The organism is Kitasatospora sp. NPDC006697 (genome assembly GCF_042869935.1).
GTDB lineage: Bacteria > Actinomycetota > Actinomycetes > Streptomycetales > Streptomycetaceae > Kitasatospora.
The window spans coordinates 91,850-113,542 of record NZ_JBIAGU010000033.1 but is presented as its reverse complement, the minus strand read 5'-3'; the positions used below and the strand labels follow the sequence as shown (position 1 = coordinate 113,542).

19 protein-coding genes, 1 pseudogene and 2 CRISPR repeat arrays (1 of these 22 running past the window's edge) are annotated in these 21,693 nt (G+C 69.2%); of the genes and pseudogenes, 9 read left to right on the top strand and 11 right to left on the bottom strand.

Annotated elements, in window-relative coordinates:
* Positions 1 to 436: 436 nt before the first annotated feature.
* The 3 genes from ACFYNO_RS33795 (at position 437) to ACFYNO_RS33785 (ending at position 3,108) form a co-directional block, all read left to right on the top strand.
* A complete protein-coding gene (locus ACFYNO_RS33795) occupies positions 437 to 1,132 on the top strand; it encodes a DUF3761 domain-containing protein (protein ID WP_388021342.1) in 696 nt (231 codons plus the stop codon).
* A gap of 282 nt (positions 1,133 to 1,414) precedes the next feature.
* Positions 1,415 to 1,759, top strand: coding sequence for a hypothetical protein (locus ACFYNO_RS33790; protein ID WP_388021341.1), 345 nt, complete (start codon positions 1,415 to 1,417; stop codon positions 1,757 to 1,759).
* 347 nt (positions 1,760 to 2,106) lie between these two features.
* Positions 2,107 to 3,108, top strand: coding sequence for a hypothetical protein (locus ACFYNO_RS33785; protein WP_388021340.1), 1,002 nt, complete (start codon positions 2,107 to 2,109; stop codon positions 3,106 to 3,108).
* Positions 3,109 to 3,249: 141 nt separating this feature from the next.
* Here ACFYNO_RS33785 and ACFYNO_RS33780 read toward each other — a convergent pair whose 3' ends face one another.
* Positions 3,250 to 4,113, bottom strand: a complete 864-nt coding sequence (locus ACFYNO_RS33780; protein WP_388021339.1) for an SUMF1/EgtB/PvdO family nonheme iron enzyme — start codon at positions 4,111 to 4,113, stop codon at positions 3,250 to 3,252.
* Between the two features lie 120 nt (positions 4,114 to 4,233).
* Complete coding sequence (locus tag ACFYNO_RS33775; protein WP_388021338.1) at positions 4,234 to 5,007, bottom strand: aminotransferase class IV family protein; 774 nt, start codon at positions 5,005 to 5,007, stop codon at positions 4,234 to 4,236.
* Positions 5,008 to 5,281: 274 nt separating this feature from the next.
* On the opposite strand from ACFYNO_RS33775, the gene ACFYNO_RS33770 reads away from it, so the two are divergent.
* The 5 genes from ACFYNO_RS33770 to ACFYNO_RS33750 all read left to right on the top strand — a co-directional run bounded on the left by ACFYNO_RS33770 (position 5,282) and on the right by ACFYNO_RS33750 (position 9,157).
* Positions 5,282 to 5,794, top strand: a complete 513-nt coding sequence (locus ACFYNO_RS33770; protein WP_388021337.1) for an ATP-binding protein — start codon at positions 5,282 to 5,284, stop codon at positions 5,792 to 5,794.
* A gap of 81 nt (positions 5,795 to 5,875) precedes the next feature.
* Complete coding sequence (locus tag ACFYNO_RS33765; protein ID WP_388021336.1) at positions 5,876 to 6,463, top strand: hypothetical protein; 588 nt, start codon at positions 5,876 to 5,878, stop codon at positions 6,461 to 6,463.
* A gap of 69 nt (positions 6,464 to 6,532) precedes the next feature.
* The gene (locus ACFYNO_RS33760; protein ID WP_388021335.1) at positions 6,533 to 7,573 is read left to right on the top strand and encodes a glycosyltransferase family 4 protein; all 1,041 of its coding nucleotides are present in this window, start codon (positions 6,533 to 6,535) and stop codon (positions 7,571 to 7,573) included.
* A 55-nt stretch (positions 7,574 to 7,628) separates the two neighbouring features.
* The gene (locus tag ACFYNO_RS33755) at positions 7,629 to 8,501 is read left to right on the top strand and encodes a radical SAM protein (protein WP_388021334.1); all 873 of its coding nucleotides are present in this window, start codon (positions 7,629 to 7,631) and stop codon (positions 8,499 to 8,501) included.
* Entirely contained in the window at positions 8,498 to 9,157 is a 660-nt protein-coding gene (locus ACFYNO_RS33750) for a PIG-L deacetylase family protein (RefSeq protein ID WP_388021333.1), read from the top strand. Before ACFYNO_RS33755 ends, ACFYNO_RS33750 begins: the two co-directional genes overlap by 4 nt.
* Before the next feature lie 8 nt (positions 9,158 to 9,165).
* Here the strand turns inward: ACFYNO_RS33750 and ACFYNO_RS33745 are convergent, their stop codons facing one another.
* Positions 9,166 to 10,872, bottom strand: a complete 1,707-nt coding sequence (locus ACFYNO_RS33745; protein WP_388021332.1) for a proline--tRNA ligase — start codon at positions 10,870 to 10,872, stop codon at positions 9,166 to 9,168.
* Positions 10,873 to 11,051: 179 nt separating this feature from the next.
* On the opposite strand from ACFYNO_RS33745, the pseudogene ACFYNO_RS33740 reads away from it, so the two are divergent.
* Positions 11,052 to 11,582 (top strand): annotated as a pseudogene (locus ACFYNO_RS33740) (class I SAM-dependent methyltransferase); the annotation flags it as partial.
* 337 nt (positions 11,583 to 11,919) lie between these two features.
* Positions 11,920 to 12,801: a CRISPR direct-repeat array (repeat unit 30 nt; unit sequence GTTGCTACCCCTCCCAGGGGCGATGAGGAC).
* Between the two features lie 112 nt (positions 12,802 to 12,913).
* Here the strand turns inward: ACFYNO_RS33740 and cas2 are convergent.
* Genes cas2 through ACFYNO_RS33700 form a run of 8 tightly spaced genes read right to left on the bottom strand, consistent with a single transcriptional unit; the run spans position 12,914 to position 20,779 of the window.
* Positions 12,914 to 13,168: a CRISPR-associated endonuclease Cas2 gene (gene cas2, locus ACFYNO_RS33735; RefSeq protein ID WP_388021345.1), complete on the bottom strand. Its 255-nt coding sequence runs from the start codon at positions 13,166 to 13,168 to the stop codon at positions 12,914 to 12,916.
* Between the two features lie 15 nt (positions 13,169 to 13,183).
* Positions 13,184 to 14,164, bottom strand: coding sequence for a type I-B CRISPR-associated endonuclease Cas1b (gene cas1b / locus ACFYNO_RS33730; protein WP_388021331.1), 981 nt, complete (start codon positions 14,162 to 14,164; stop codon positions 13,184 to 13,186).
* A gap of 8 nt (positions 14,165 to 14,172) precedes the next feature.
* Positions 14,173 to 14,670, bottom strand: coding sequence for a CRISPR-associated protein Cas4 (locus tag ACFYNO_RS33725; protein ID WP_388021330.1), 498 nt, complete (start codon positions 14,668 to 14,670; stop codon positions 14,173 to 14,175).
* Complete coding sequence (gene cas3 / locus ACFYNO_RS33720; protein ID WP_388021329.1) at positions 14,667 to 17,111, bottom strand: CRISPR-associated helicase Cas3'; 2,445 nt, start codon at positions 17,109 to 17,111, stop codon at positions 14,667 to 14,669. The genes ACFYNO_RS33725 and cas3 overlap by 4 nt, the downstream gene beginning before the upstream one ends.
* Positions 17,108 to 17,794 (bottom strand): CRISPR-associated protein Cas5, encoded by a 687-nt coding sequence (gene cas5 / locus ACFYNO_RS33715; RefSeq protein ID WP_388021328.1) that lies wholly within the window; start codon positions 17,792 to 17,794, stop codon positions 17,108 to 17,110. Before cas5 ends, cas3 begins: the two co-directional genes overlap by 4 nt.
* On the bottom strand, positions 17,791 to 18,816 hold the full coding sequence (gene cas7i, locus ACFYNO_RS33710; RefSeq protein ID WP_388021327.1) for a type I-B CRISPR-associated protein Cas7/Cst2/DevR: 1,026 nt from the start codon (positions 18,814 to 18,816) through the stop codon (positions 17,791 to 17,793). Before cas7i ends, cas5 begins: the two co-directional genes overlap by 4 nt.
* Positions 18,813 to 20,234, bottom strand: coding sequence for a hypothetical protein (locus ACFYNO_RS33705; RefSeq protein ID WP_388021326.1), 1,422 nt, complete (start codon positions 20,232 to 20,234; stop codon positions 18,813 to 18,815). Before ACFYNO_RS33705 ends, cas7i begins: the two co-directional genes overlap by 4 nt.
* Entirely contained in the window at positions 20,231 to 20,779 is a 549-nt protein-coding gene (locus ACFYNO_RS33700; protein ID WP_388021325.1) for a CRISPR-associated endoribonuclease Cas6, read from the bottom strand. The genes ACFYNO_RS33705 and ACFYNO_RS33700 overlap by 4 nt, the downstream gene beginning before the upstream one ends.
* Before the next feature lie 607 nt (positions 20,780 to 21,386).
* Positions 21,387 to 21,693: direct repeats of the CRISPR family, unit length 30 nt; unit sequence GTCCTCATTGCCCCTGGGAGGGGTAGCAAC; it runs 1,114 nt beyond the window's last position.

The window sequence follows — 21,693 nt, the reverse complement described above, 5'->3', positions numbered from 1 at the left end:
CACTCAACGCCTTTGAGATCGCCTTCGACGGCCGACTCTCCGCCGGCCGCCGCTGACTCAACCCAACCGAGTTACACCGTTCACTGGACAGACCCAGCCGTCCCGCATGGTGGACGCGATTGCTGTGGCTTTCGTCACTTAGCGTGCCGGATCGGTTGCTGGCAGCCGCACTGGGGAAGTTCGCTCATTGGCCATGGCGGCGCCCGATTCGGCTCATCGTTTCCCGTTAACTCGCCTTTCTGTTAGGGGAATTGAACGATCGCCAGGTGGCAGTCGGGTTGGCTGGATGGCGAAAGGGGGGATCGAGGGGGCATGCAGCGGGTGTGACTCTGCGCCTGGTCATGCAGGTAAAGAAAAGGTAATTTCATTCCTTATGAAGAATGAGTGGACCTTCGGTGGTGGTCAGTCGTCCGGCTCGGTCGGAAGAAGGCTCGGGGTGGGCCTCGTCGCGGTGGCGGCCGCGTTCTGGGTGGCGGGGTGCGAGCCGGCCGCGAGCGGGACGGCTGCGCCCGGCGCCGCCGGGACGTCCGCGTCCAATGCGGTCGGGACGCCTGTGCCCGATGTGGTTGGGATGCACGGTGACAAGGCGAGGGACGCTCTGCAGAAGCCGGGCGCGCCCATAGCCAAGGATGTCACCTTCCAAGATGTGAAGGCCGGCGAGTCACACACGCGCTCCGTCATCGTCACGGGCAACTGGAAGGTCTGCTCGCAGACGCCCGCCGCGGGCTCGCCGTCGGTGAAGGACATCACGGTGAAGCTGTCCGTGGTGAAGAACGAGGAGGACTGCCCCGGCTCGTCGCCGTCCGCCGTCCCGTCGGCCGTGCCGTCCGCCGCGGCGACGCCCGCACCGGACGCGGCCCCCTCGACCCAGGCCCCGGCGGCGCTCCCGACCCAGTCGACCGACACCTCCACCCCGCCGCCGGCCCCTGCGGCCGCACCGACGCAGCCGGCCCCGCAGGCGGCCGGATCGTGCAAGTCGCACACGGTGGCCTACTGCGGATGGGACCGGGGCGAGACGCCCGCGCAGCAGGGCGAGACAGCCACCTGCAAGGACGGCTCCATCTCGAACTCCGCCGACGCCGGCTCCGGTACCTGCTCCCACCACGGGGGAGTGCGGGTCTGGTTCAAGTAGCACGCATGTCGAAGGCGCCAAGCGACGGCTGGGTGCCTTCGATTCGGACGGGGAAATCCGGTGCCGGGCCGGACGGGCGAGGAACAGCGAGCCACCGTGGCCAAGGCACGGGCAGTTGTCCGGGGTAAGGCCCTGCGCACTCTACTCCGTAAAGCTGCCTAATCCGGTCGTCTGCCGCAGAGGTTGGTGTCGATTCGATGTCCTTCTCGCCGGACGGGAACTCTTCCGGCGCCGCGTGTCGTATGGTCCCTTGCTGCCCCGCCGTCAAAGCGAAAGGACCGCATGGCCGACTACGATCATGACTTCTACGGCCCCGCCGCCGAATTCTCCCCCACGCCGATTTTCGCTACTCCGCATCCCGCTGAACTCAACCCCCGCGGGATCACCATCACCTGCGCCAAATGTGGCGCCTGCCGAGACTGGCTCCTCCTCGCCGTCCGCGACCTCGTCTTCGTCCGCTGCCGCTGCGCCCACGAATGGCGCGAGCCCGACCTTACCCGCGCCTACTTCGACCTGCACTTCGTCGCCCCCGAGGACGAGTGCGAGCGCTGGGATGACTCCGAGGACTCTATGAGAGCCCTTGGCTTCGACGGCCTCCTCGCCGGCGCCACCTGGAACCTCGACTAACGTCCCCCGCCTCCGCCGCCCGCCCAGCGGCTGAACAACCAGGCGATTCAGCCACTCGGCGGGGAAACCGTCCGGAAGAGCAGTAAAGGTGATGTCCACCGGGCGAACAGTTCAGGTCTTTCGCTCGGTGAGAAATAAGCCCAGCCGCTGAGCGAACGGGACCCTCGATAGCCTTTGAAATAGGTCGCCAGATGAGAAGAACGACAACGGCCACCGGAATGCCGTCCCTAAGCGGAGAAAAAGTATGCCGGTGCGGATGTGATGGTGGTCTCTCGCTGATCGCGTCGATCTTGAGACCGTCTGTGTGCTATGTTCTGTGGTCCAATCGAAAATAGGCGACCCCGGCGGTGCTGGAACACCCCGGGGTCCGGCAACAGGAGCTGGAACTCCCGATGCGCGTCCATCGTACCGAACACGTACGGCACTTCACCGTGCTGCCTAACTCCGTGCTGCAGTGCCGGCGGCTGTCCTTCGCCGCCCGGGGCCTGCTCGCCGATCTCCTCTCCCGTCCCGACGGCTGGCGCGAGAATGCGCAGCACATGGCCGACACCAGCCCCCAGGGTCGCAGCGCGGTCCGCAAGGCCCTGAAGGAGCTGACGGAGGCCGGCTTCTACCGGGTCGAGAAGGTCCGCATGCCCGACGGCACGAGCCGCAGCGAGGCCCACGTCTACGACACCCCGCAGTTCGCTCTGCCGGGTGCCACCCGTCCGGCCTCCGGTTCAGCGACCACCGGCGGTGCTGACGCCCCTGTAGTAAAGAACCTGGTCAAAGAACCCACCCACCCCACCGAGCCTGTCGATGGCCAGCAGGCCGCCGACGAGGCGGCGGAGGAGTCGGGAGGGCGGGAGGATGATCATCGGCAGACCGAGCAGGTTCCGCCGATACCGGACGAGCAGACCCGCGAGGCCGTCGCCACGCTGTTCCGGGTGACCCGGCCCGAGCCGCGCCTGCACCTCGGCGAAGCCGAAGCCCGCACCCTCGCCCCGCTCGTCGCCCACTGGCTGGCCCGAGGCGCCACCCCCACCGCCCTCGCCGCCGCCCCAATCCCAGGGCTGCCAGCCCAGCTCCACTCCCCAATAGCCGTTCTCCGCAACCGACTCGAACGCAAGCTGCCACCCGCCAAGGCCCCCGTGCAGCCCGCACCGGCCCGGTACTTCGAGTGTGCCAAGTGCCATGACCCCGTGCCCCAACCGGGCATCTGCCGCTCCTGCGCGGGCCTCGTACCCCGCCCGATCAGGGTCGGCGGCGGCGAAGCCGCAACCCCGAGGGGTGCAGCTCTGGCGCGTGCGGCGCTGCTTGCGGTCCGAGCGCCCGCTCGGAGCCTTTCTGACCTCGTCTCTGTCGGGTGATCAGGCGTCCGACCGCATGGTGCATGGTGGGGTCGGGCGAGCGCTCAGCGGGGAGAGTGGGCCTGGCGAGCGCGTTAGTGCCCTGCTCGCGCTTCCGGGCATTGGGGGCGGATGCGGGAACCCAGCCGAGCACCCATCCTGTCAGCTCGACGCTTCAAGATCGGTTGAGCAGCACCGAAACCCAGTGTCGTCGTCGAGCATGGTCTCCGCCGCGTCGTTGTACGCCGAAGGGGCGGCTCTGGCGAACGGGCTGGTGAAGGCGCCGGCCTTGAGTTCTCGCCGTCCCGGCTCGGGCTCGTCCGAGCACCACTCCCAGGTGTTGCCGCAAAGGTCGTAGACGCCGTACGGGCTGACGCCGCTGTGGTAGCGGTCGACCGGGGTGGTGGAGCCGATGCCGCCTTCGCGGCTGTTGCACTTGGCTGGGGTCGGCCGGTCGCCCCACGGGTACAGGTGCCCGCGTGGGCCGCGGGCCGCCTTCTCCCACTGCAGGCTGGTGGGCAGTGCCTTGCCGGCCCAGCGGGCGTAGGCGGTGGCGTCGTGCCAGGTGACGAAGACGACGGGGTGGTCACGTAGGCCTGCTGGGCATCGGCCGTTGGGCCAGTGCTGCGGCGCCGGGTGCTTGGTGGCCGCGACGAACCGGGCGTAGTCGGCGTTGGTGACCGGGAAGACGTCGATGTAGTACGCGGCCAGCCACACCGGCTCGTTGTCGGGGCCGGAGAGGAACACCCCGGCCTCGATCAGGGCCATCTGCCTGCCGTCGGTGTGGTGCCGTCTGTGGTCCTGCCGGGGGAGCACAGGCGTGGCGCTGCCCTGCTCCGCGGGGTCGGACGGGACGGTGGTGAGCCGTGCGAAGCGCTCGTGGACCTCGGGGCCGGAGGAAGCCAACGAGGTGTCCAACGCGGCCTGGTTCACCGGTCTGGGCTGGATCCCCGCACCGCGCGCCTCCCACTTCGAGACCATCCGGTCGCTGACGCCGAGGTGGCTGGCGAACGCTTCGATGCTCATCCGCTTGGCCTGTCGGAGGGCCCTGACCTCGAACCCGGTCCACAGTTCGACAGTTGCCACCGTGCTCGCTCACCCCCATGGTGTGTCGTCCTCTGCAGAGCCCTCCCGTGCGCCGGGCAACTAGATCAAGTCGCCCGGTACTTCGTTGTACTCCTTGCGAAGCTGTTCGATGACCGGGTGGGTGGCGGGCAGGGCGAGGCCGTCCACTCCGCTGATGGCGCGCACGCCGATGCCGACGTTCGTGGCGAAGGCGGCGTCGTAGCCGGCAATGTCGGCCAGGGTCACCTGTGCAGCGGTGGACGGGTGGGCTTGGCGCAGCAGTTCCATGGTGGTGCCGACCAGGCATTCGGCGTCAGGCCAGACCACGCGGTCGTCCTTGACGAACCCGATGTTCCACGTGCCGCCCTCGGAGATGACCGACTGGGCGTCGGTGAAGAGCGCGTCGTCGAAGCCGGCCCGCTGCGCATTGCGGCGGTGCCGGAGCGAGCCGAAGAGGCCGATGCTCTTCACCAGCGGCATGTCGCGGGTGAAGACGACCGACTGGACCCGCAGCGGCGGCAGGGGGAGCGAGCCTGCTGGCCGGGTCGTCACCAGGACCTGCGGGTGCGCGTCATCGCCGACGTGGCCGAGGTCCATCCCCGGGTCGAAGACGGTGATCCGGACCACGCAGGTCCCGCTCGCCGGCACAGCTCGCCGGGCGAACTCCCGGACGCGGTCGGTGTCGAGGTCGACGCCGAACACGGCCTGGCAGTCGCGCTGCAGACGCGCGAAGTGGAGGTCGAGGCCGCGTACCCGGCCGTCCTCGACGCGCATCGAGGTGAAGTGCCCGAAGTTGGTCAGGGCAAGGGCCTGGAGGTCGGCCAGGCCGATCGGACTACCGTTCAGTTCCGCCATGGGCCCAAGCATGGCACTACGTCACGACGCGGTGACGCACTTCTCGAACTCGGGGCAGCAAGTTCGGTGACGGTTCGGTGCCGGGTCGGGGGGAGGACGTGACGCCGAAGTCACCTTCCGCGTCAGGCTTGTCACCCAACGTTGGCGGCAGCCGATCGCCCACCCTGCGCGATACGGCAGGCAAGAGGCACGAACTCCCGAGCCAGCAAAGACCATTCTGCTCCCGACCCGGGAGGATCCCGTGTCACAAGCGCAACTCTGTTATAGCCAGCTGATGCTGGCGGACACCCCCAACGCGGTTCAGTGGGCCAGGCGCCACGCCGTCGACGTCCTGCGCCGCTGGCTGGTCCCCCCCGACGTCGTCGAGGTGGCCAGACTGCTCGTGTCCGAGCTCACCACGAATGCGGTGCGTCACCCGCAGGCCGGCGACGACCTCTCGCCGTACTCGCCCAGTTCGCCCGTCCGCTCGGTCGTCCTGCGGCTGGTGTCGGAGGATGACAACCTCTTCCTGCTGGTCCAGGACGGTGACGCCCGGCCGCCGACGCTCAAGTCCGTCGGGGCCGATGCGGAGAGCGGCCGGGGTGTCTTCCTGGTGGACGCACTGAGTGCTGGCTGGGGCTATTACCACCCGGCAGGCCTCACAGGGAAGGTGGTCTGGGCCCGGCTGAGTCTCGCCAGCGGGCCCAGCGAATCTCCCAGACCCGGCGATACCAGCCCGGCCGACGAAACCGTCTCAGCGCCCCCGCTCCTGATCGCCCGGACCCTCGTAGGCCTTCGGGAACTCTGAGGCAGCCTAGCGAACGGCTGGCGCCGCCTCTTCCAAGCGGAGACCCAACTCACTTGCATCTATCACTGATTGGGGATAGCCATGTCCGAACCCATGTCCAAGGCCGGTCCGGCCGGCCCGCCGCCGCCCGGCTACCGCATGCTCGACTTCCTCGGCGGTGCGAGCCACCTGGTCGAGGAAACCACCTGCCGCGGCTGCTACATGAACTCCAGCGAGCAGCGCCTGCCCGACATCCTCACCCCGGTCTTCGACGACGGCATGATCACCGTCCGCCAGGACGCGGAGTGGACCGTGCCCGGGTTCATGGTCGTCGGGGTCCGACCCCACATCGGTGCCCTGGACGAGATGGGGCTGCCCCTGGTGGAGCGGATCGGCCGGGTGACGCACTTCGTCCGGCGCGCCATGCGCTCCTGCCTCGGCCTGTCGGCGGTCCAGATGTACCAGGAGGAGAAGCTCGACCGCCCCCACTTCCACCTCTGGATGCTGCCGCTGTGGCCGGACGTCATGGCCGCCCACAACATCAACCCCCGGATCTACGAGTCGAACATCGCCCGCTACCTGCGCCTCTTCAGCCTCGACTCGCACGAACCGGCCATCCGCCACTGCGCCGAGCAGGTGCGCGACTACCTCGCCGCCATCCCGGAGCTGCAGGCCGGCACCGTCCTCTGACATCCACCGATCGCCTCTGCGGCCGGTCGGCCGGTCCGGCAGAGCGCACGGCGAGGGGAACCGAACAGCATGCGCATCGCCCATGTCGCCCCGCTGTGGGAGAGCGTCCCGCCGCGCGGCTACGGTGCCGTCGAGTCGCTGGTCGCCGAACTCGCGGCGGCCCAGGTGACCGACGGACACGAGGTCACCGTCTTCGCCTCCGGCGACTCCAAGGTCGCCGGCAACCTGCGCACCACCGCGGAACTCGCCCTCAACACGGACGAGCGGGTCCGCGAGCCCGAGATCTACCGGATGCTCCAACTGCAGGACGTCCACGACCACGCCAACGAGTTCGACGTCATCCACTCCCACGTCCACTCCAACAGCGGCTGCCTGGCCGTGCCGGCCCTGCAGAACCTGCGGACCCCGGTCGTGCACACGGTCCACTGCTTCTTCAACGAGGACAACTCCCAGCTCTTCCGCCGCTACGCGGCCGAGCGCTACGTGGCGATCAGCGCCGACCAGCGCGCCCGGCTGCCCGAACTCAACTACCTCGGCACCGTCCACCACGGCCTAGACGTGGAGGCCTTCCCATTCAGCACCGGGCCCAGCGGGGACTACCTGGTCTTCCTCGGCCGGATCCGGCCCGAGAAGGGGGTGCACGTGGCGATCGAGGCAGCCCGCGTGGCGGGCCTGCCACTGCGGATCGCCGGCCGGGTCAAGCCCGGCGACCAGGAGTACTTCCAGCGCCAGGTAGAGCCGCACCTGGACGGCGCCCGGGTGAGCTACCTCGGCGAACTCGGCTTCGACGCGAAGACGTACCTGCTGGCCGGCGCCCGCGCCACGCTGATGACCTCGCTCATCCCCGAGCCCTTCGGCCTCGTCCCCATCGAATCGATGGCGTGCGGCACACCCGTGGTGTCCCTGCGCACCGGGGCCGCCACCGAGCTGATCCAGCACGGCATTACCGGCTACCTCGCCGACAGCGCACACGGCCTGGCCGACTCCCTCCGGCGGGTTCACGAACTCGACCGCGCCGCCTGCCGTCGCCACGTGGCCGCGACCTTCTCGATCCGCCGGATGGTCGACGGCTACCAGTCCGTCTACCTCCGGGCCACGGCACAGCACTGAGCCACCAGCACAGCACTGCCCACCAGCAACCTCCTCCTCGACCACTGGGGACTCCATGCACAGTGTCATCCTCAGCGCGGGCAAGAGCTGCTTCGTCGCCTGCCCAGGCTGCTACAACCACTTCGGTGCCACAGTCAGCGCCACCGCCGACGTGCTCGCCTTCGCCGCCGGCCTACGGAACCGCTTCGGCCTGGAACGGATCACCGTGGGCGGCGGCGACCCGCTCACCCGCCCCGACATCCTCGTGCTGCTCACCGGACTGCACACCCTGGGGCTGCGGATCCACCTGGACACGGTCGGTACCGCGTTCCTCGGCCCGGCCCGGATCCGCTTCATGGGCAAGGGCGTCGCCGAGCATGTGTCCGCGGACCGGGTAGCGGAGGTCGCCGACCTGATCGGCATCCCGCTCGACGGCAGCACCGACCGCATCCAGCAGCAGTTCCGCCGACATGCCAGTGTCTCGGCGCAGCAGGAGATCCTGACCCTGCTGGACACCGTCGGCGCGAGCGTCTGCATCAACACGGTGGTGCACTCCGGCAACCTCGACGACCTGGCACAGATCGCCAGCCTGTTGGCCGGTCACCCCAGCATCCGCGAATGGCAGCTCTTCCAGTTCATGCCCATCGGACCGCTCGGTCACCGGAACCGCGAACGGTTTCTCGTCACCGAAACCGACTTCCATCGCGCAATCATGACGATCCATCAGGAGATGCTGGGACGGATCCGCGTGGTGGCCAAGAGCGCGGCGGAGCGCAAGCACCGGTACCTGCTGATCGACTCCGCCGGCCTCGTCTGGACACCCGACCAGTCACCAGCACCCCCTTGGCAGACCGAGGACTCCAACGACCGGCGCCACCTGATCGGGAACATCACCGACCGCGACATCCTGGACCGTCTGGCCGACCAGCAGACCCGGGAGCCGGTGTGAGGGCCGACCTGCTCGCCGTGAGCACCCACCCCGACGACGAGGTGCTCCACTTCGGCGCCCTCCTCCACCAGAGTGCACAGGCCGGCGGAACGACCGTCACCGTCACCCTGACCCGTGGTGAGACAGGGCGGACCCTGGGCATCTGCTCCCGAGAGGACCTGCCCGCCGTCCGGGAGCTGGAATTGCACCGGGCCGCGGAAGCGCTCGGGACCAGCTGCGCCGAGGTGCACGGCCTCCCCGACGGAGACCTCGAACTCCACGAGGCAGCGGGGGTCGACCTGGTCCTCAGCGCGCTCCACCGCTGGCGACCCCGCCAGGTGGTGACCTTCCCGCCCAACGGGATGAACGGCCACCCGGACCACCGGGCCACCCACCGCATCGCGCTGGCCGCCCTGCAGCGGCACTCCGGTGCCCCGGAAGTCCTTCTAGCCACCAGCAGCACGCCGTACACCGAACCCGCCAGGCCCGGCTTCCTCGCGCCGGAGTTGGTCGAGGCGGCCCGCCTGGCTCCGACCTGGAAGGTGCCGGTCGGAGCCAGCCTGGAGGCGAAGCTGCGCGCCATGGGCCACTACGAGACCCAGGCGCGCAGCATCGCGAAGACCCTCCGCTGCTACCCCGGAACCCTCGTCACCGAGGAGTTCCACCAACTCGCCTGAACACGGACTCACACGGCGGTCGGCAGCAGCTTCCGCACGTGCTCCACCACCTCGGCCACCGGCACCAGCTGCGTCTCGCCGGTGGCCCGGGTGGTGACCTCGACGGTCCCCTCGGCCAGGCCGCGGGCGCCGACCGTGATCCGGTACGGGATGCCGATCAGCTCGACGTCGCTGAACTTCACCCCGACCCGCTCGTTGCGGTCGTCCAGCAGCACGTCCACCCGCTCGGCCCGCAACTTCCGGTACAGGTCCTCGGCGGCCTCGGCCACCGCGGCGTCGGTGACGCCCAGGACGACGAGCGCGACCTCGAACGGGGCCACGGAGACCGGCCAGACGATGCCCTTGTCGTCGTGGTGCGACTCCACGATCGACGCCATCGCCCGCTCCACGCCGATGCCGTAGCTGCCCATGGTCGGCACGACCCGGTCGCCGTCGGGGCCGAGCACGGTGACGCCGAGCTTCTCGGTGTACTTGCGGCCGAGCTTGAAGATGTGGCCGACCTCGATGGTGACCACCACGTCCAGGGGCTCGCCGCAGGTGGGGCAAGGCTCGCCGGAGACGACCTCGCGCAGGTCCGCCCACCGCTCCACCGCGATGTCCCGCTCCACCGCCAGGCCGCGCAGGTGGACGCCGTCGGCGTTGGCGCCGGTGGTCATGTCGGTGCGCCCGCGCAGGGCCTCGTCCGCCAGGATCGGCAGGCCGGTGACGCCGACGGCGCCGAGGCTGCCGGGCGAGGCGCCGAGCGCTGCCTGGATCTCCTCCACGGTCGCCGGGCGAACGGCGGTGGCGGCCAGGGTGTCGATGAGCTTCTGCTCGACCAGGCTGTGGTCTCCGCGCAGCAGCACCAGGGTCAGTTTGTCGTCGACCACGTACACCAGCGTCTTGACCTGACGCTCGGCCGGGACGCCGTGCAGGCGCGCCAGCTCCTCGATGGTGCGAGCCTCGGGGGTGTCGAACCGCTCGGGCACGTCCAGCCCGGGGCCGTCCACCACGATGGCCAGGGCGGAGGTGGCCTTCTCGGTGTTCGCGGCGTAGCCGCAGCCCAGGCAGCGGACCACCAGGTCCTCACCGGCGTCGGAGGGGCTCATGAACTCCACCGAGGCGCTGCCGCCCATGCTCCCGCTGGAGGCCTGCACGGCGATGGCCGGCAGGCCGAGCCGCTCGAAGATCCGCTCGTACGCGCCCCGGTGCAGGTCGAACGAGCGGTCCAAGCCCTCGTCGGCCGCGTCGAAGCTGTACGAGTCCTTCATGGTGAACTCGCGCACCCGCAGCAGGCCGCTCTTGGGCCTGGCCTCGTCGCGGAACTTGGTCTGGAACTGGTACCAGAGCTGCGGCAGGTCCCGGTAGGAGCGCAGCTCCTGGGACAGGACGGTGAAGATCTCCTCGTGCGTCATGCCGAGGGCCATGTCCGCGCCCTTGCGGTCCTTGAGCCGGAACATCTCCTCGCCCATGACCTCCCAGCGGCCGGTCCGTTGCCAGATCTCCGCCGGGTGCATCGCCGGCAGGACGAACTCCTGGGCGCCGATCGCGCTCATCTCCTCGCGGATGATGTCCACGATCTTCGCGCGGACGCGCACCGCCAGTGGCAGCAGGGAGTAGTGACCGGCCATCAGCTGCCGGACGAACCCTCCCCTCACCAGCAGGCGGTGACTCACCGCATCCGCGTCCGCCGGGTCCTCCCGGAGAGTGGGCACGTACAGCTGGGACCAACGCATGGGACCGGAGACCGTCCTCTCGGTGAAACTGCGGAGTGTCGCGGCGGCGCTCGCGCCGACACCACGACGGAGAACGCAGTCTAGTGGTGGAGCACCGCCCGAATCGCTCCGTTTTGAGAACCCCAGGTGAGGGGCCGTCAGCACCAGCTTCCTCGCGCTCGACGCCACGGAGGAAACGGATGACCGACACCCCGGCTGACCTGCCTAGCAGCGACCGCTCGGTCGAGGACATCCGCCGCTACTACGACGACCTCGCCCAAGGAGAGCACGAAAGGCTCACCAAGGACGTAGCCGGTCGGGTCTCCTACGAGATCCACCGACGCTTCCTCGCACCGCACCTGATGGACAATCAGTACGTACTGGAGATCGGCGCCGGCCCCGGCCGCTTCACCACCCTGCTAGCCGAACACGGCGCCCGCATCGTGGCCACCGACCTCTCGCCTGTCCAGCTCCGCCTGAACCAGACCAACGTCGCCGCCGCCGGCGCCGAACACGCTGTCGAGGCCCGCCACACCCTCGACATCCGCGACACCACCCGCTTCCCCGACGCCACCTTCGACCTCGTCCTTGCCTACGGCGGTCCCCTCTCCTACGCCTTCGACCAGGAGCGCCAGGCCCTCACCGGCCTCCTACGCATCCTGAAGCCCGAAGGCGTCCTGATCGCCTCCGTCATGTCCCTCTGGGGCAGCTGGCGCGCCCGCCTCCCCGGGGCCGCCCAACTCGCCATCCGCTATGGCACCGACGTCACCGACGCCGTCATCCGGACGGGCGACCTTCGCCACGTGCCTGGTATGACCCACGTCTGCCGCATGTTCACCTGGGAACAGCTCACTGCGCTCGTCGCTGACTGTGGAGGAGAGGTGCTGGCAGGCTCAGCCAGCAACTGGGCAAGCCTAGAGGACCCGACCGTCCTCGCCGAGATCGAACGATCTGCGCGGCTCTGGCAACGGTTCCTCGCTTACGAGACATCCGCCTGCAGTGGCCTCGGCGCCCGAGACGGGGGCACCCACATCCTCTTCGCGGCACGCCGGAGCAGCTTGCCTGGGGGTTGCTACCCCTCCCAGGGGCGATGAGGACGCGTCCAGTTCCACGGCACGCACCTCTTCGGCCTGGTTGCTACCCCTCCCAGGGGCGATGAGGACCGGTCCGGCTGGGAGACCAGCAGGGCGTCGGTGGTTGCTACCCCTCCCAGGGGCGATGAGGACGGTCGGCCAGCAGGGCGGCCGAGTCTCAACGCCTGTGTTGCTACCCCTCCCAGGGGCGATGAGGACGGGAAGCCGCGGCAATGCTGCGCGAGCACTGCCCGTTGCTACCCCTCCCAGGGGCGATGAGGACTGGAGTCCGCCTCCGCGGTGACCGGCCGGGCGCCGAGGTTGCTACCCCTCCCAGGGGCGATGAGGACCACCGCCCCGGGTGAGCTCGGCCATCACGAGACGGGTTGCTACCCCTCCCAGGGGCGATGAGGACTCGCCCAGGCCGGCGTCACCGGAACCGTCACCTTCGCGTTGCTACCCCTCCCAGGGGCGATGAGGACCCGGGTCCGGCGCTGGTCGGCGATGCGGTTGCGCTGTTGCTACCCCTCCCAGGGGCGATGAGGACTGGGGCCCGGCAGGCCGGGCTCGACCGCGGTGTGATGTTGCTACCCCTCCCAGGGGCGATGAGGACCGGCTGCTCCGCAGCAGCCCGCAGCCGCTGCTCCTGTTGCTACCCCTCCCAGGGGCGATGAGGACAAGAAGGTGGCGCCCGGCCTGCCGTCCTACAGTCTGTTGCTACCCCTCCCAGGGGCGATGAGGACCAGCAGGCCGCCAGCGATCTGGGCCAGCACGCCGCCGGTTGCTACCCCTCCCAGGGGCGATGAGGACGCGTCCTCCTGGTCGAGGTCAGCGACCGGCGGTTCCTGTTGCTACCCCTCCCAGGGGCGATGAGGACCCCACGGTAAAGCCGCAGCTCCGAGGGTTGTGGAGACCTGCTCCGTGGGCGTGGATTTCAGCGAACCTCCGGTCGTGCTCCCGGCTCCGGTGTGTTGCTGAAACGGCGGTGGTCAGAGGATGTCGCTGGGAGCTGGCTCGGTCACTCCGACCTCGATGCGTTGGGGTTCTGCGCCGTAGGGCATGGTGTAGATCAGCAGATTGTCGTGAGTGAGGTCGAGGACATCTTCCACGGCAGCGCGGAAGTGTCGGAGTTGGGCCTGGCTGAGTTGCCCTTCGAAGACGCTTCGCTGCACGTGATGGAGGTACTTGCGGCATGTGCGCAGGATTTTGGGGTTTCGCTGGGCTGCGGTGTCGTAGACGACGATGACGTGGATGGCCGGTCACCACCAGATCCGGAACGGCTTGTAGGGCGTGCCTTCGAGGCAGTGGCGGGTGAGGGCGAGGGCATCGAGGTAGAGCAGTTCGTCGTAGGCGACCTGTCGGCCGAGGGTGCGGTGTGCGACCGTGGTGGCGAGTTCGTCTCGGACGGTCTGGACAACGAGTCGGCGTCCGCTGTCGCTGAGCATCGCTTGGTTGGTGTCCTGGTCGAAGTGGTGTTCCTTGAGCTGGTTGCGGCTGGCCATGCGCAGGAGGATGCGCTCTGCGAACAGGGGCTTGAACATCTCGGAGAGGTCGAGTACCAGCGAGTGCCGCTGCCGTTCCATGGTGCTGTGCAGGAACGAGATGCCGCTGTGGAGCGGTGTCAGGCGCAGGGCGGTGAGGACTCGGGCGTACGTGATGCCGTTGACGTAGCTGACGAAGGCGTTGCCGGCGTTCTTGGGCGGCCTTCTCTGGCGGCCGCCCAGTTGGAGCCAGTCCGGGAGCTTGGTGTCGATCACCTCCCAGGCTGAGCGTCGGAAGGTCCCTTCGGCTCCCATGAGTTGGGCTGGTGTGGCGGCACCTGCAACGGACTCCTGCAGGACGGCATAAGGGCGGGTGAGGAGTTTGCGGTCGACGACACGCCGGACGTTGAAGGCGCAGGCGTCGACGATGGAACGGGCGATACCGAGGCTAGCGGCGCTGTCGGCGGCGATCCGTGCCTGTGCAAGGACTGCTTCGCCGGAGGTGGAGGTGTCCGAGGTCAGGAGCGAGCCTGCGTAGTCACCGTAGTGGCTGAGGAGGTGGACGTTGATGCGGTGGCGGTTCAGAAGGGAGACGACCGACGTGTTGAGATCGACGTGGGAGCAGGCGACGATGTCGCGCACGTCGGTGACAGGGATGTGGACGTCGGGGTTGTCGTCCCGTTCGATGACGAGGGACTGGTCCTTGCGCCGGATGCGGCAGGGGGTGGTGAGCCAGTAGGTCCGGGTGGCGGCAGGCATCGTGGTCGTCAGTCCGTCCAGCAGTAGTCGGTGTAGCTGCAGCCACGGCAGTCGGAGCGGGTCAGCCGGTCCGGCGAGCTGGCCTGTGCACAGACGGCCAGGACCTGCTGGATGTCGGCCTCGGCTTGCTCGGCCTCCTGCTCGGTGAATGGGTGGCGCTGGGTGCGGCGGGTTGCGGGGTAGTGGAGGACGGTCCCCTGGGCGTCGATGCCGATCTGCTGCAGGCGGTAGCAGTAGTGGCGCCCCTGCGCCTGATCAGCCGGCGTTGGTCGGCTGGAGGACTTGACCTCGTGGACCCAGTGTCGGCCGTCGACGAAGTCCAGTCGGGCGGCGCCGAGGTCCACGGGCGAGTTGCGGGTGTAGCTGGTTTCGTGGACGGCTTCTCCGAACTGGACGGCAGCGCTGAGGTGTTCGGGTCGAAGGCCTCGCGCGTAGAGCCAGAGTTGGCGTTGGCAGTGGTAGAGGTACTTGATGTGGACCCCGCCCACGTCGGCTTCGTCGATCACAGGACCTCGCCGGGTCGGTAGGTGTCGCGGTGTTCACCGTGGACGGCCAGCAGCCCGCGGTCCGGATGGTAATCGCCTTTGATGACACGGACGTTGAGGCTCTTCTCGTACCGGGTCAGCTTGGCGGTCCAGGCAGGCATGGGGATGAGGAAGTTGTCGGCGAGCAGGCGTCCCTGAGCGCCGGTGCCCTGCGCGAGCGCCTCGGCGTAGGCGTCGAGGTCTTGCTCGAGCACGGCCTCGGTCCCGTCGAAGAGTTCGTCGAAGGTCTCGGTGAGGTGGCTGCGGTCGGCGAACGGCCGCTGGAACCCCAAGAGGGCGCGTTCGAAGGCGTCACGGTGGTCCTCGACCTCCTCCCGCCAGCTGGCGCCCCAGGCAGTGGCGTAGATGGCGTTGAGCCATCGTGTGCCGTGGGCTTCGCTGATCAGGCTTCCGTGGTGCGCCATGAGGTGGTGCCAGGCGGCTTCCACGGGTTCACGTAGATAGACGCCGTCGGCGAATTCACCGGCCTGCCCGCGGCGCCGGGTCCAGTTGGGGGCGTGGACGATGACGTCGGCCGGCGGCCGGGAGCCAACGCGGTTGACGCGTCCGAAGCGCTGCAGCAGCGCCTCCAGTGGCGCCGCAGCGGTGAACAGGACGTCGAGGTCCAGATCGAGACTGACCTCGCACACCTGCGTGGCGATCAGCAGCCCGGGCCGGTGCTCCGCGGTGCTTCCGAATCTGGCGAGAATGCTCCTCTCGATCCGGTCGCGGTCGGCTCGGGTGAACCGGGAGTGCAGGAGGAACGCGCTGTCGTCACCGTGGCGGGCACGTGCGTGCGGTGCCAGGTCATCGAACAACGCGAGGGCGTGGGCAACGTTGTTGGCGACGACCAGCACGCTCTCGCCGTGGCCGATCCGTCGGCGGATCTCCTCCTGCGCGGACGGATCGGTGAGGTGGTGTGCCCGGATCTGCAGACGGTGCCGCGCAGGCAGACCGAGGTCGGGGGTGTCCACCACCTCCGGCCGCGCACCGAGGCCGTCACGGAACAGGTCTGCCAGGGGCTCGGGCAGTGTGGCGGACACGACGGCGATGCGTCCGCCCAGGCGCTTCCACAAGCGGACGGCCGCGAGCAGGTAGCCGAGTCGGCGGGGGTCGTATGCGTGCAGCTCGTCGAGGATGAAGACCGAGTTCGCCGCATCGACGAGCAGGCTGGAGTGGGCCGGGCCCGCCAGTGCTCCCCGGAGGAGCTGGTACGGCGTGCCCACCCGGACGCTTTCGCGGAAGAGCTTGGTCGCCGCAGCCCGGGACAGCGCTTTGGCGGCCTCGTCGGCCCGGCAGGGATCGACCTCCTCCGTATCCGCGGCTGACTGGTCGCCGTGGCCGTCGGCGCTGCGGATGGCGGCGGCCAGGTGGTACGAGGCGGCGCGTGAGTGGGCCACGCCCACCAGCTCCTGGTCGCCGAGGAGTTCGCCGAGCCGGTGAGCCATCGCGTTGATCGAGGCCAGGTAGGGCAGGGTGAAGAACACCCGTGGCGCGCCCCCAGTGCCTTCGGCGATCTCGCCGACCTGCCGGGCGGCCCAGAGCAGCACGGCCTCGGTTTTGCCGCTCCCGGTCGGCGCGCGCAACAGCAGGTCGCCGCTGGCGGCGGCCGCGCGGATCTGGTGCTCGCGCAGCATGCGGCCGTGGTCGGCCATCTGCCGTTCCAGGACGGGCCGGAAACGGTGGTCGAGGGGTTGGCGGGTGTGGAGCGTGCCGTGTGCGGAGGCGAGGTGGTCGGACAGGGTGACCGCACCTTGCAGCAGCACCGCTGCCAAGCCCTGATCGCGGTCGACCCGACGGTCCCATTGCCGGAGAAGCGAGTTGAGCGTCTCGTGCGCGTGGGAGACGAGGTCGCCGGCACCCAGCAGTCCGCCGGCAGCGGGTCGAGCGGTCGTCGGCAGCCCTGCCATCGCGGCGGTCGCGTGCAGCCAGGCCTGCAGTGCGCCGACGGCCTGGTCGTCGACCGGGCCGATGCGGGCCGCGAGTTCGGCGACGGTGAGGTCGGCGTAGAGGAGCCGGAGGTCTCGGCCCGAGCTTCCGGTCAGAGGTCGGTGATGTGTGGCGACTCCGGCCGCGACCCAACGGCGCAGCCGGCTGTCGGGGACGAGGGAGTCGAGGAAGCCGAGCGACACGACTTCGTGTCGCTCCCCCCACGCGCGACTCCGCCCGCGCACCATCTGCTGGAAGCCGCGGGGGAGTTTGCCACCGTCGTGGCAGAGGGCACTCAGTTCGACGGCCGGCCAGAAGTGGCTTGCCAGGACATCCTCGGCTACCTCGATCCGGCCGACCCGCTCCCGCAGCCGGATCGCCGCGCGCAGGGTGGCCTCCAGATGGGCGGTGAGCTGCTCCGCGGCCCGGCCGCTGGTCGCGCTCTTCGCCAACACCGCGGCCAATGGGCCCGCCACGGCCGCCGGAGCCGTCACGCTCGTTCCCCGATGCCGCCGTTGGAGCCCAAGGCCGCTCGGGGATGGACGTGAGGAAGCAGGACCACTGCCTCGCCGTCGGGCCCGGTGAGGCTGTCCGGCACGATGACGTGGCTGCGCCCGACGGCATCGTGCCGGTAGTCGCCCCAGCGGGTGCGGTCGCGGCCCGGCGCCACCGCGGTGGGCAAGCGCAGGAGCGTCCCCCCGGCCTTCGGGAAAGCCGGGACGACGGCACTGCGCTGCTCGCCTTCGCGCGGCCGCAGGGTGGTGGTGCCGATCCGGATACCGACCAGGTCCTGGGATCGCCCGAGCCGGATCGGCCAGACCGGGCGGCGCAAGCGGTGGCGCCACAGGTCGATCTCGTCGACCAGCCACAGGGTGAGAGTGGCGCCGGCCAGGAACTCGCGCGTGCGCGGGGCGGGTGTCGTCGTCTTCCCCGCGGCGCCGAGCGGGTGGTAGGTCTCCAAGTCGACTCCGGTACCGGCGGCATGGAAGGCCATTGCGAAACGCAGTCCGGGATCGACGCGGTCCCACCCGCCGGCCGCTGCCGCGAGCAGTCCGCCGACCGTGGTCGGCGCGGGGCAGGGCAGGGTGACCTGCACTCCGGAGTAGAGGTGGTTGCGGAACGAGACGACAGGAGCGGTGAGCGTGACGCACAGAGCCGCGCGGTTGTCCTCCGTCACTTCGCGGGGTCCTCGAACCAGGCGGCGTGCTCGCCGGTCTCGATGCGCTGAGCCAGATCGTTGAGGAGGACCCTGGGGTGTTCCAGGACGACGGTGCCGTTGCCGATCAGATCGGCCAGGTCCTTGCGGGCACGGTCGCGCTGATCGCCCAGGAAGCCGGGTGCCCAGCCGATCAGGATCGGACCGTCCAACTCGTCGGCCCAGGCGGTGATCTCCTCCCGCAGCACGTCCGTCTGGAAGACGGTCCGGCCGTCGTGGGCGCCGACGATCCGGGTGAACGGGTTGACGCCTCCGAGCATCGGCGCCAGCAGGAGAAGGGAGGCGGTGCGGTCGCCGTAGTGCAGGGCCTGCTTGGCGCCGCCGCGCACCCGGGCCAGCGTCCGCAGCAGGGTGGCGGCGCGCTGCTGACGGGTGGCCAGCGGTAGGCGCAGAGCCGTGTTGCCACGCAGTTCGGCCTCCTCCGCACCGTTGATCCGTGCCTCCGCGGCCGCTGCCGGAGAGAGCGCGGTACGGATGCCGCCGGCCTCGGTCTCGAACACCCCTACCCGCGGCAGGTCCAGCAGCAGGTCGCCGGCCAGCGTGGCGCTGTACAGCTCGTGGGAGTGGATGACGGGGTGCTCGCCGGGCGGGAAGTCCCGGCTCATGGTGCCGAAGTCCATGGTCGGCCGCTGGGGCACCACCGAGACCAGGGTGCCGGTGGCCAGCACCGTGTCGCGCTGGTAGCTCTCCTTCTTGATCGCGACCATGTACCCGAACAGGTCGTCGTCCAGGTAGAGGTCGGGTCGGCCGGCCGTGTGGGCCTGCTGCTTGGCACCGGAGCCGCTGCGGGTGACGGGTGAGCGGTCGGTCTCGGCCGGCATGCTGTCGCGCAGCCAGCGGCGGAAGGCCTGGGCGGAGACGTAGGGGTGGATGTCGCGACCGACCCTGAGCTGCTTGACCTTGCCGTTGTTGTCGTCCGCCTCGCCGTTGTTCGGGGCTCCCGCCACCACGTCCAGCACGATCTTGCCCACCAGGTACGTCATCGCTCGTCCTCCTCCGTCTCGCGCTCGATCGCTTCGCTGTCCTGGAGCGCGAGGGGCTGCTCGGGCTCGTCCTCCGGCTTCTCCGGCTTCCACCCGAGCCGGTTCAGCTCGGCGAGTACCCCGACCAGGAGCATGTCGCGGTGGAACCAGGCCGGGTTCTCCGAGACCGGGTCGAAGAGCAGCTCGAAGCCGCGCTCGGACACCAGCGGTCCCGCCACGTCTTGGGGCGGCTTGACCGCCCACTGCACCCCCTCAGTCATCAGCCAGCGGCGCAGTTTGGCCGGCTCGCGAAGGAGGGTGCGGAAGGTGCGCAACTGACCCCCGGTGGTCGCCTTGTTCAACAGCACGGCCACGTTTCCTGCCGTCCGGGCGATCTCGGCCAGGTCCTTCTCGGTCATCAGCATCACCTCGGTGGCAAAGGAGTTCAGTAGGTCGGCCAGCGCTCGGGACCGTGCTCGGTCGTGCGCGGCACGGGTCAGGGTGCGCAGCAGGCGGCCGTGCCCAGTCGGCACGATCCTGGTCGGCGTGCGAAACGCGTTGTGGGCCAGAGCGACCAGACCGGGAGTGGAGGCGGTCGCATGGGCGCGCAGCAGTTCCGCAAAGCCCGCCCGTAGGTCGGGGTGGCGCTGAGTGCGGCGCAGCCACTCGGCCAGCGGCTGGTCCAGCTTGTGTGCTTCGAGCAGCTGGCCGCGGTTGTTGTTGTTGAAGAGCAGCAGTTCCACGGCTGCCCCGACCGGGCGGCGGTGGGTACGCAAGGCGGTCAGAGCCACGACCTCGCGCACGTCCTGCTGGCGGCGGGCGGCGTCCCCGGTCGCGGCGAGCATCAGGTTGTGGTCGACCTGCTCGGTAATGGCGTGCTGCAGGAACTCGTCGTCCCAGCTGTGCACGGCGATCGACGAGCCCCCGGTGAGCCGGACGCCGTACGGCAGTGCGTAGAAGCTCTGCAGGCACGGCCAGCACAGCGCCATTCCCTCGTGGCCGGGCGGCGTGGAGTTGCGGTAGGAAGCGCTTTCGGCCAGCGGAACGTCCCGCTTCCCGAAGAAGCCGATGGCAACCCGTCCGCACAGGACGCACTCCACATCCGGCCACGACGAGCGCGTCGGCAGGGTGCGCCAGAGCTTCACATTCTCAGCCACTTGGGCATCAGTCAGTTTGCGGTTTCTGGGATGGTTCATCGGAGCGCTCGGGAAGAAGGAGTAGCTGACTTTGAGCCAGAAGCCGATAGCGCTGTTGGTGTCTCGTACGAGCGCTGCGCGGACCGCATCACGAGCGGAGAGGTTGACAGCCCGCTCGAAGGTCTGCTCGCCCGGGGCGCTACCTGCCATGGCGAAGAGCGCGAAGGCGCCAACTCGCTGGAGTGGATGGGCAGTCAACACCACCGTCGTCTGAGTCGCCAGCTCCCAGTCTGAATCGTTCACGCGCTCACCCAACCAAAACCCGCGGAGTTCGCCTGCCCAAGTCCCCAGCTCCACAGGGCTTGCAACGTCTCTGGAGGGCCCGTCAGCTCTACCTCCACTGCGGCGCCGGGCTTCGCTCCCTGGCTCACGGCGAAGGACCGCTTCGGGCCGATCCAGGTCACCGCCTCCAGACTCACCGCCGGATCCACCTTCAGCGTCTCCGCCTTGCGTACCAGGTTCTGCTGGAAGTAGCCCGCCCACTCCGGCTCCGCCGGCAGGACCCAGGCCTGCCGCGTCGTCCGCTCGCCGGTCTCATCGCGCCCGGAGCCCTTCATCACCACGGGGGTAGCCGTACGCAGCACCGCTCTTCCGGAGGAGAACGACGGCGGGGCAACCGCGGCCACGCCGGTCACCCGAAGCGCCACCCCACCCCAGTCGACCAATTCTCGTTTGGTGAGACCGGACGCGAGCACCTGTGCGACCTCCGGTAGCGGACTGCCGAACTCCACCATCCCGCGACCGCCGACCGCATACCGGCCGCGCCGCTTGGGGGCCGACGCGAACACCGGCGCACCGTGTCCGAACGGCGCCATCCCGTGTGGCCCCAGACCCTGGTCATGCAGCCGCCGCCCTAGCTCGGGAGCTCCGCGGGCGAGCAAGTCGTAGACAAGCCCTCGGCCAGGCGCCAGCACGCTCCCCCACGGCATCTCCGACGCCGTCGTCACCACCGAGAGGCGGACCCGCATTCGCACTCCTGCGCTAAAAGGGCAAGCTTGATAGGCCAGCTGACGTAACGTCAGCTAGAGGTGGCTATGACCCTAGAACCGGCAACTGACAACCAGCAGGAGAATCCCGAAAGTGATCACGGACGCTCGCCCAGGTTCCGCCGATGGCAAGACGACGCAGCGTCGGTCGACGACTTCAACAGGCCTACGTCTGAGCTCCCGCCGCCACTGCGTCCACCGAGGCCCTGGCCGGGATTGCCAAGCACGGAACTGCCCAGCTGGGGGAGCTTAGACAAGCGCGGGCAGCACAGTTGGTCCGATCACAGACCTGTTGATCACGCCGAACTTCAGCGACACACCGGCCCATCCAACACAACCGGAGGTTCACTGCAAAAATGGCCGAGCCATCTCGCATCAACTGCTCTCGGACCTGCGGCTTCACATTGGGGTCCTCATTGCCCCTGGGAGGGGTAGCAACAGACTGCGCGGCGTGCGCGAAAACCTCCGCGGTCAGGTCCTCATTGCCCCTGGGAGGGGTAGCAACGCGCAGGTGCATCGCTCGCCGGCCGGCCGCTCGCAGGTCCGGGTCCTCATTGCCCCTGGGAGGGGTAGCAACAGGCGCGGTGCCTGGACGAGCGGTACGCCGGCGGGGAGTCCTCATTGCCCCTGGGAGGGGTAGCAACGGCTGTAGAGCAGGCCGAGCAGCCACCCGGCCAGGAGGTCCTCATTGCCCCTGGGAGGGGTAGCAACAGGAT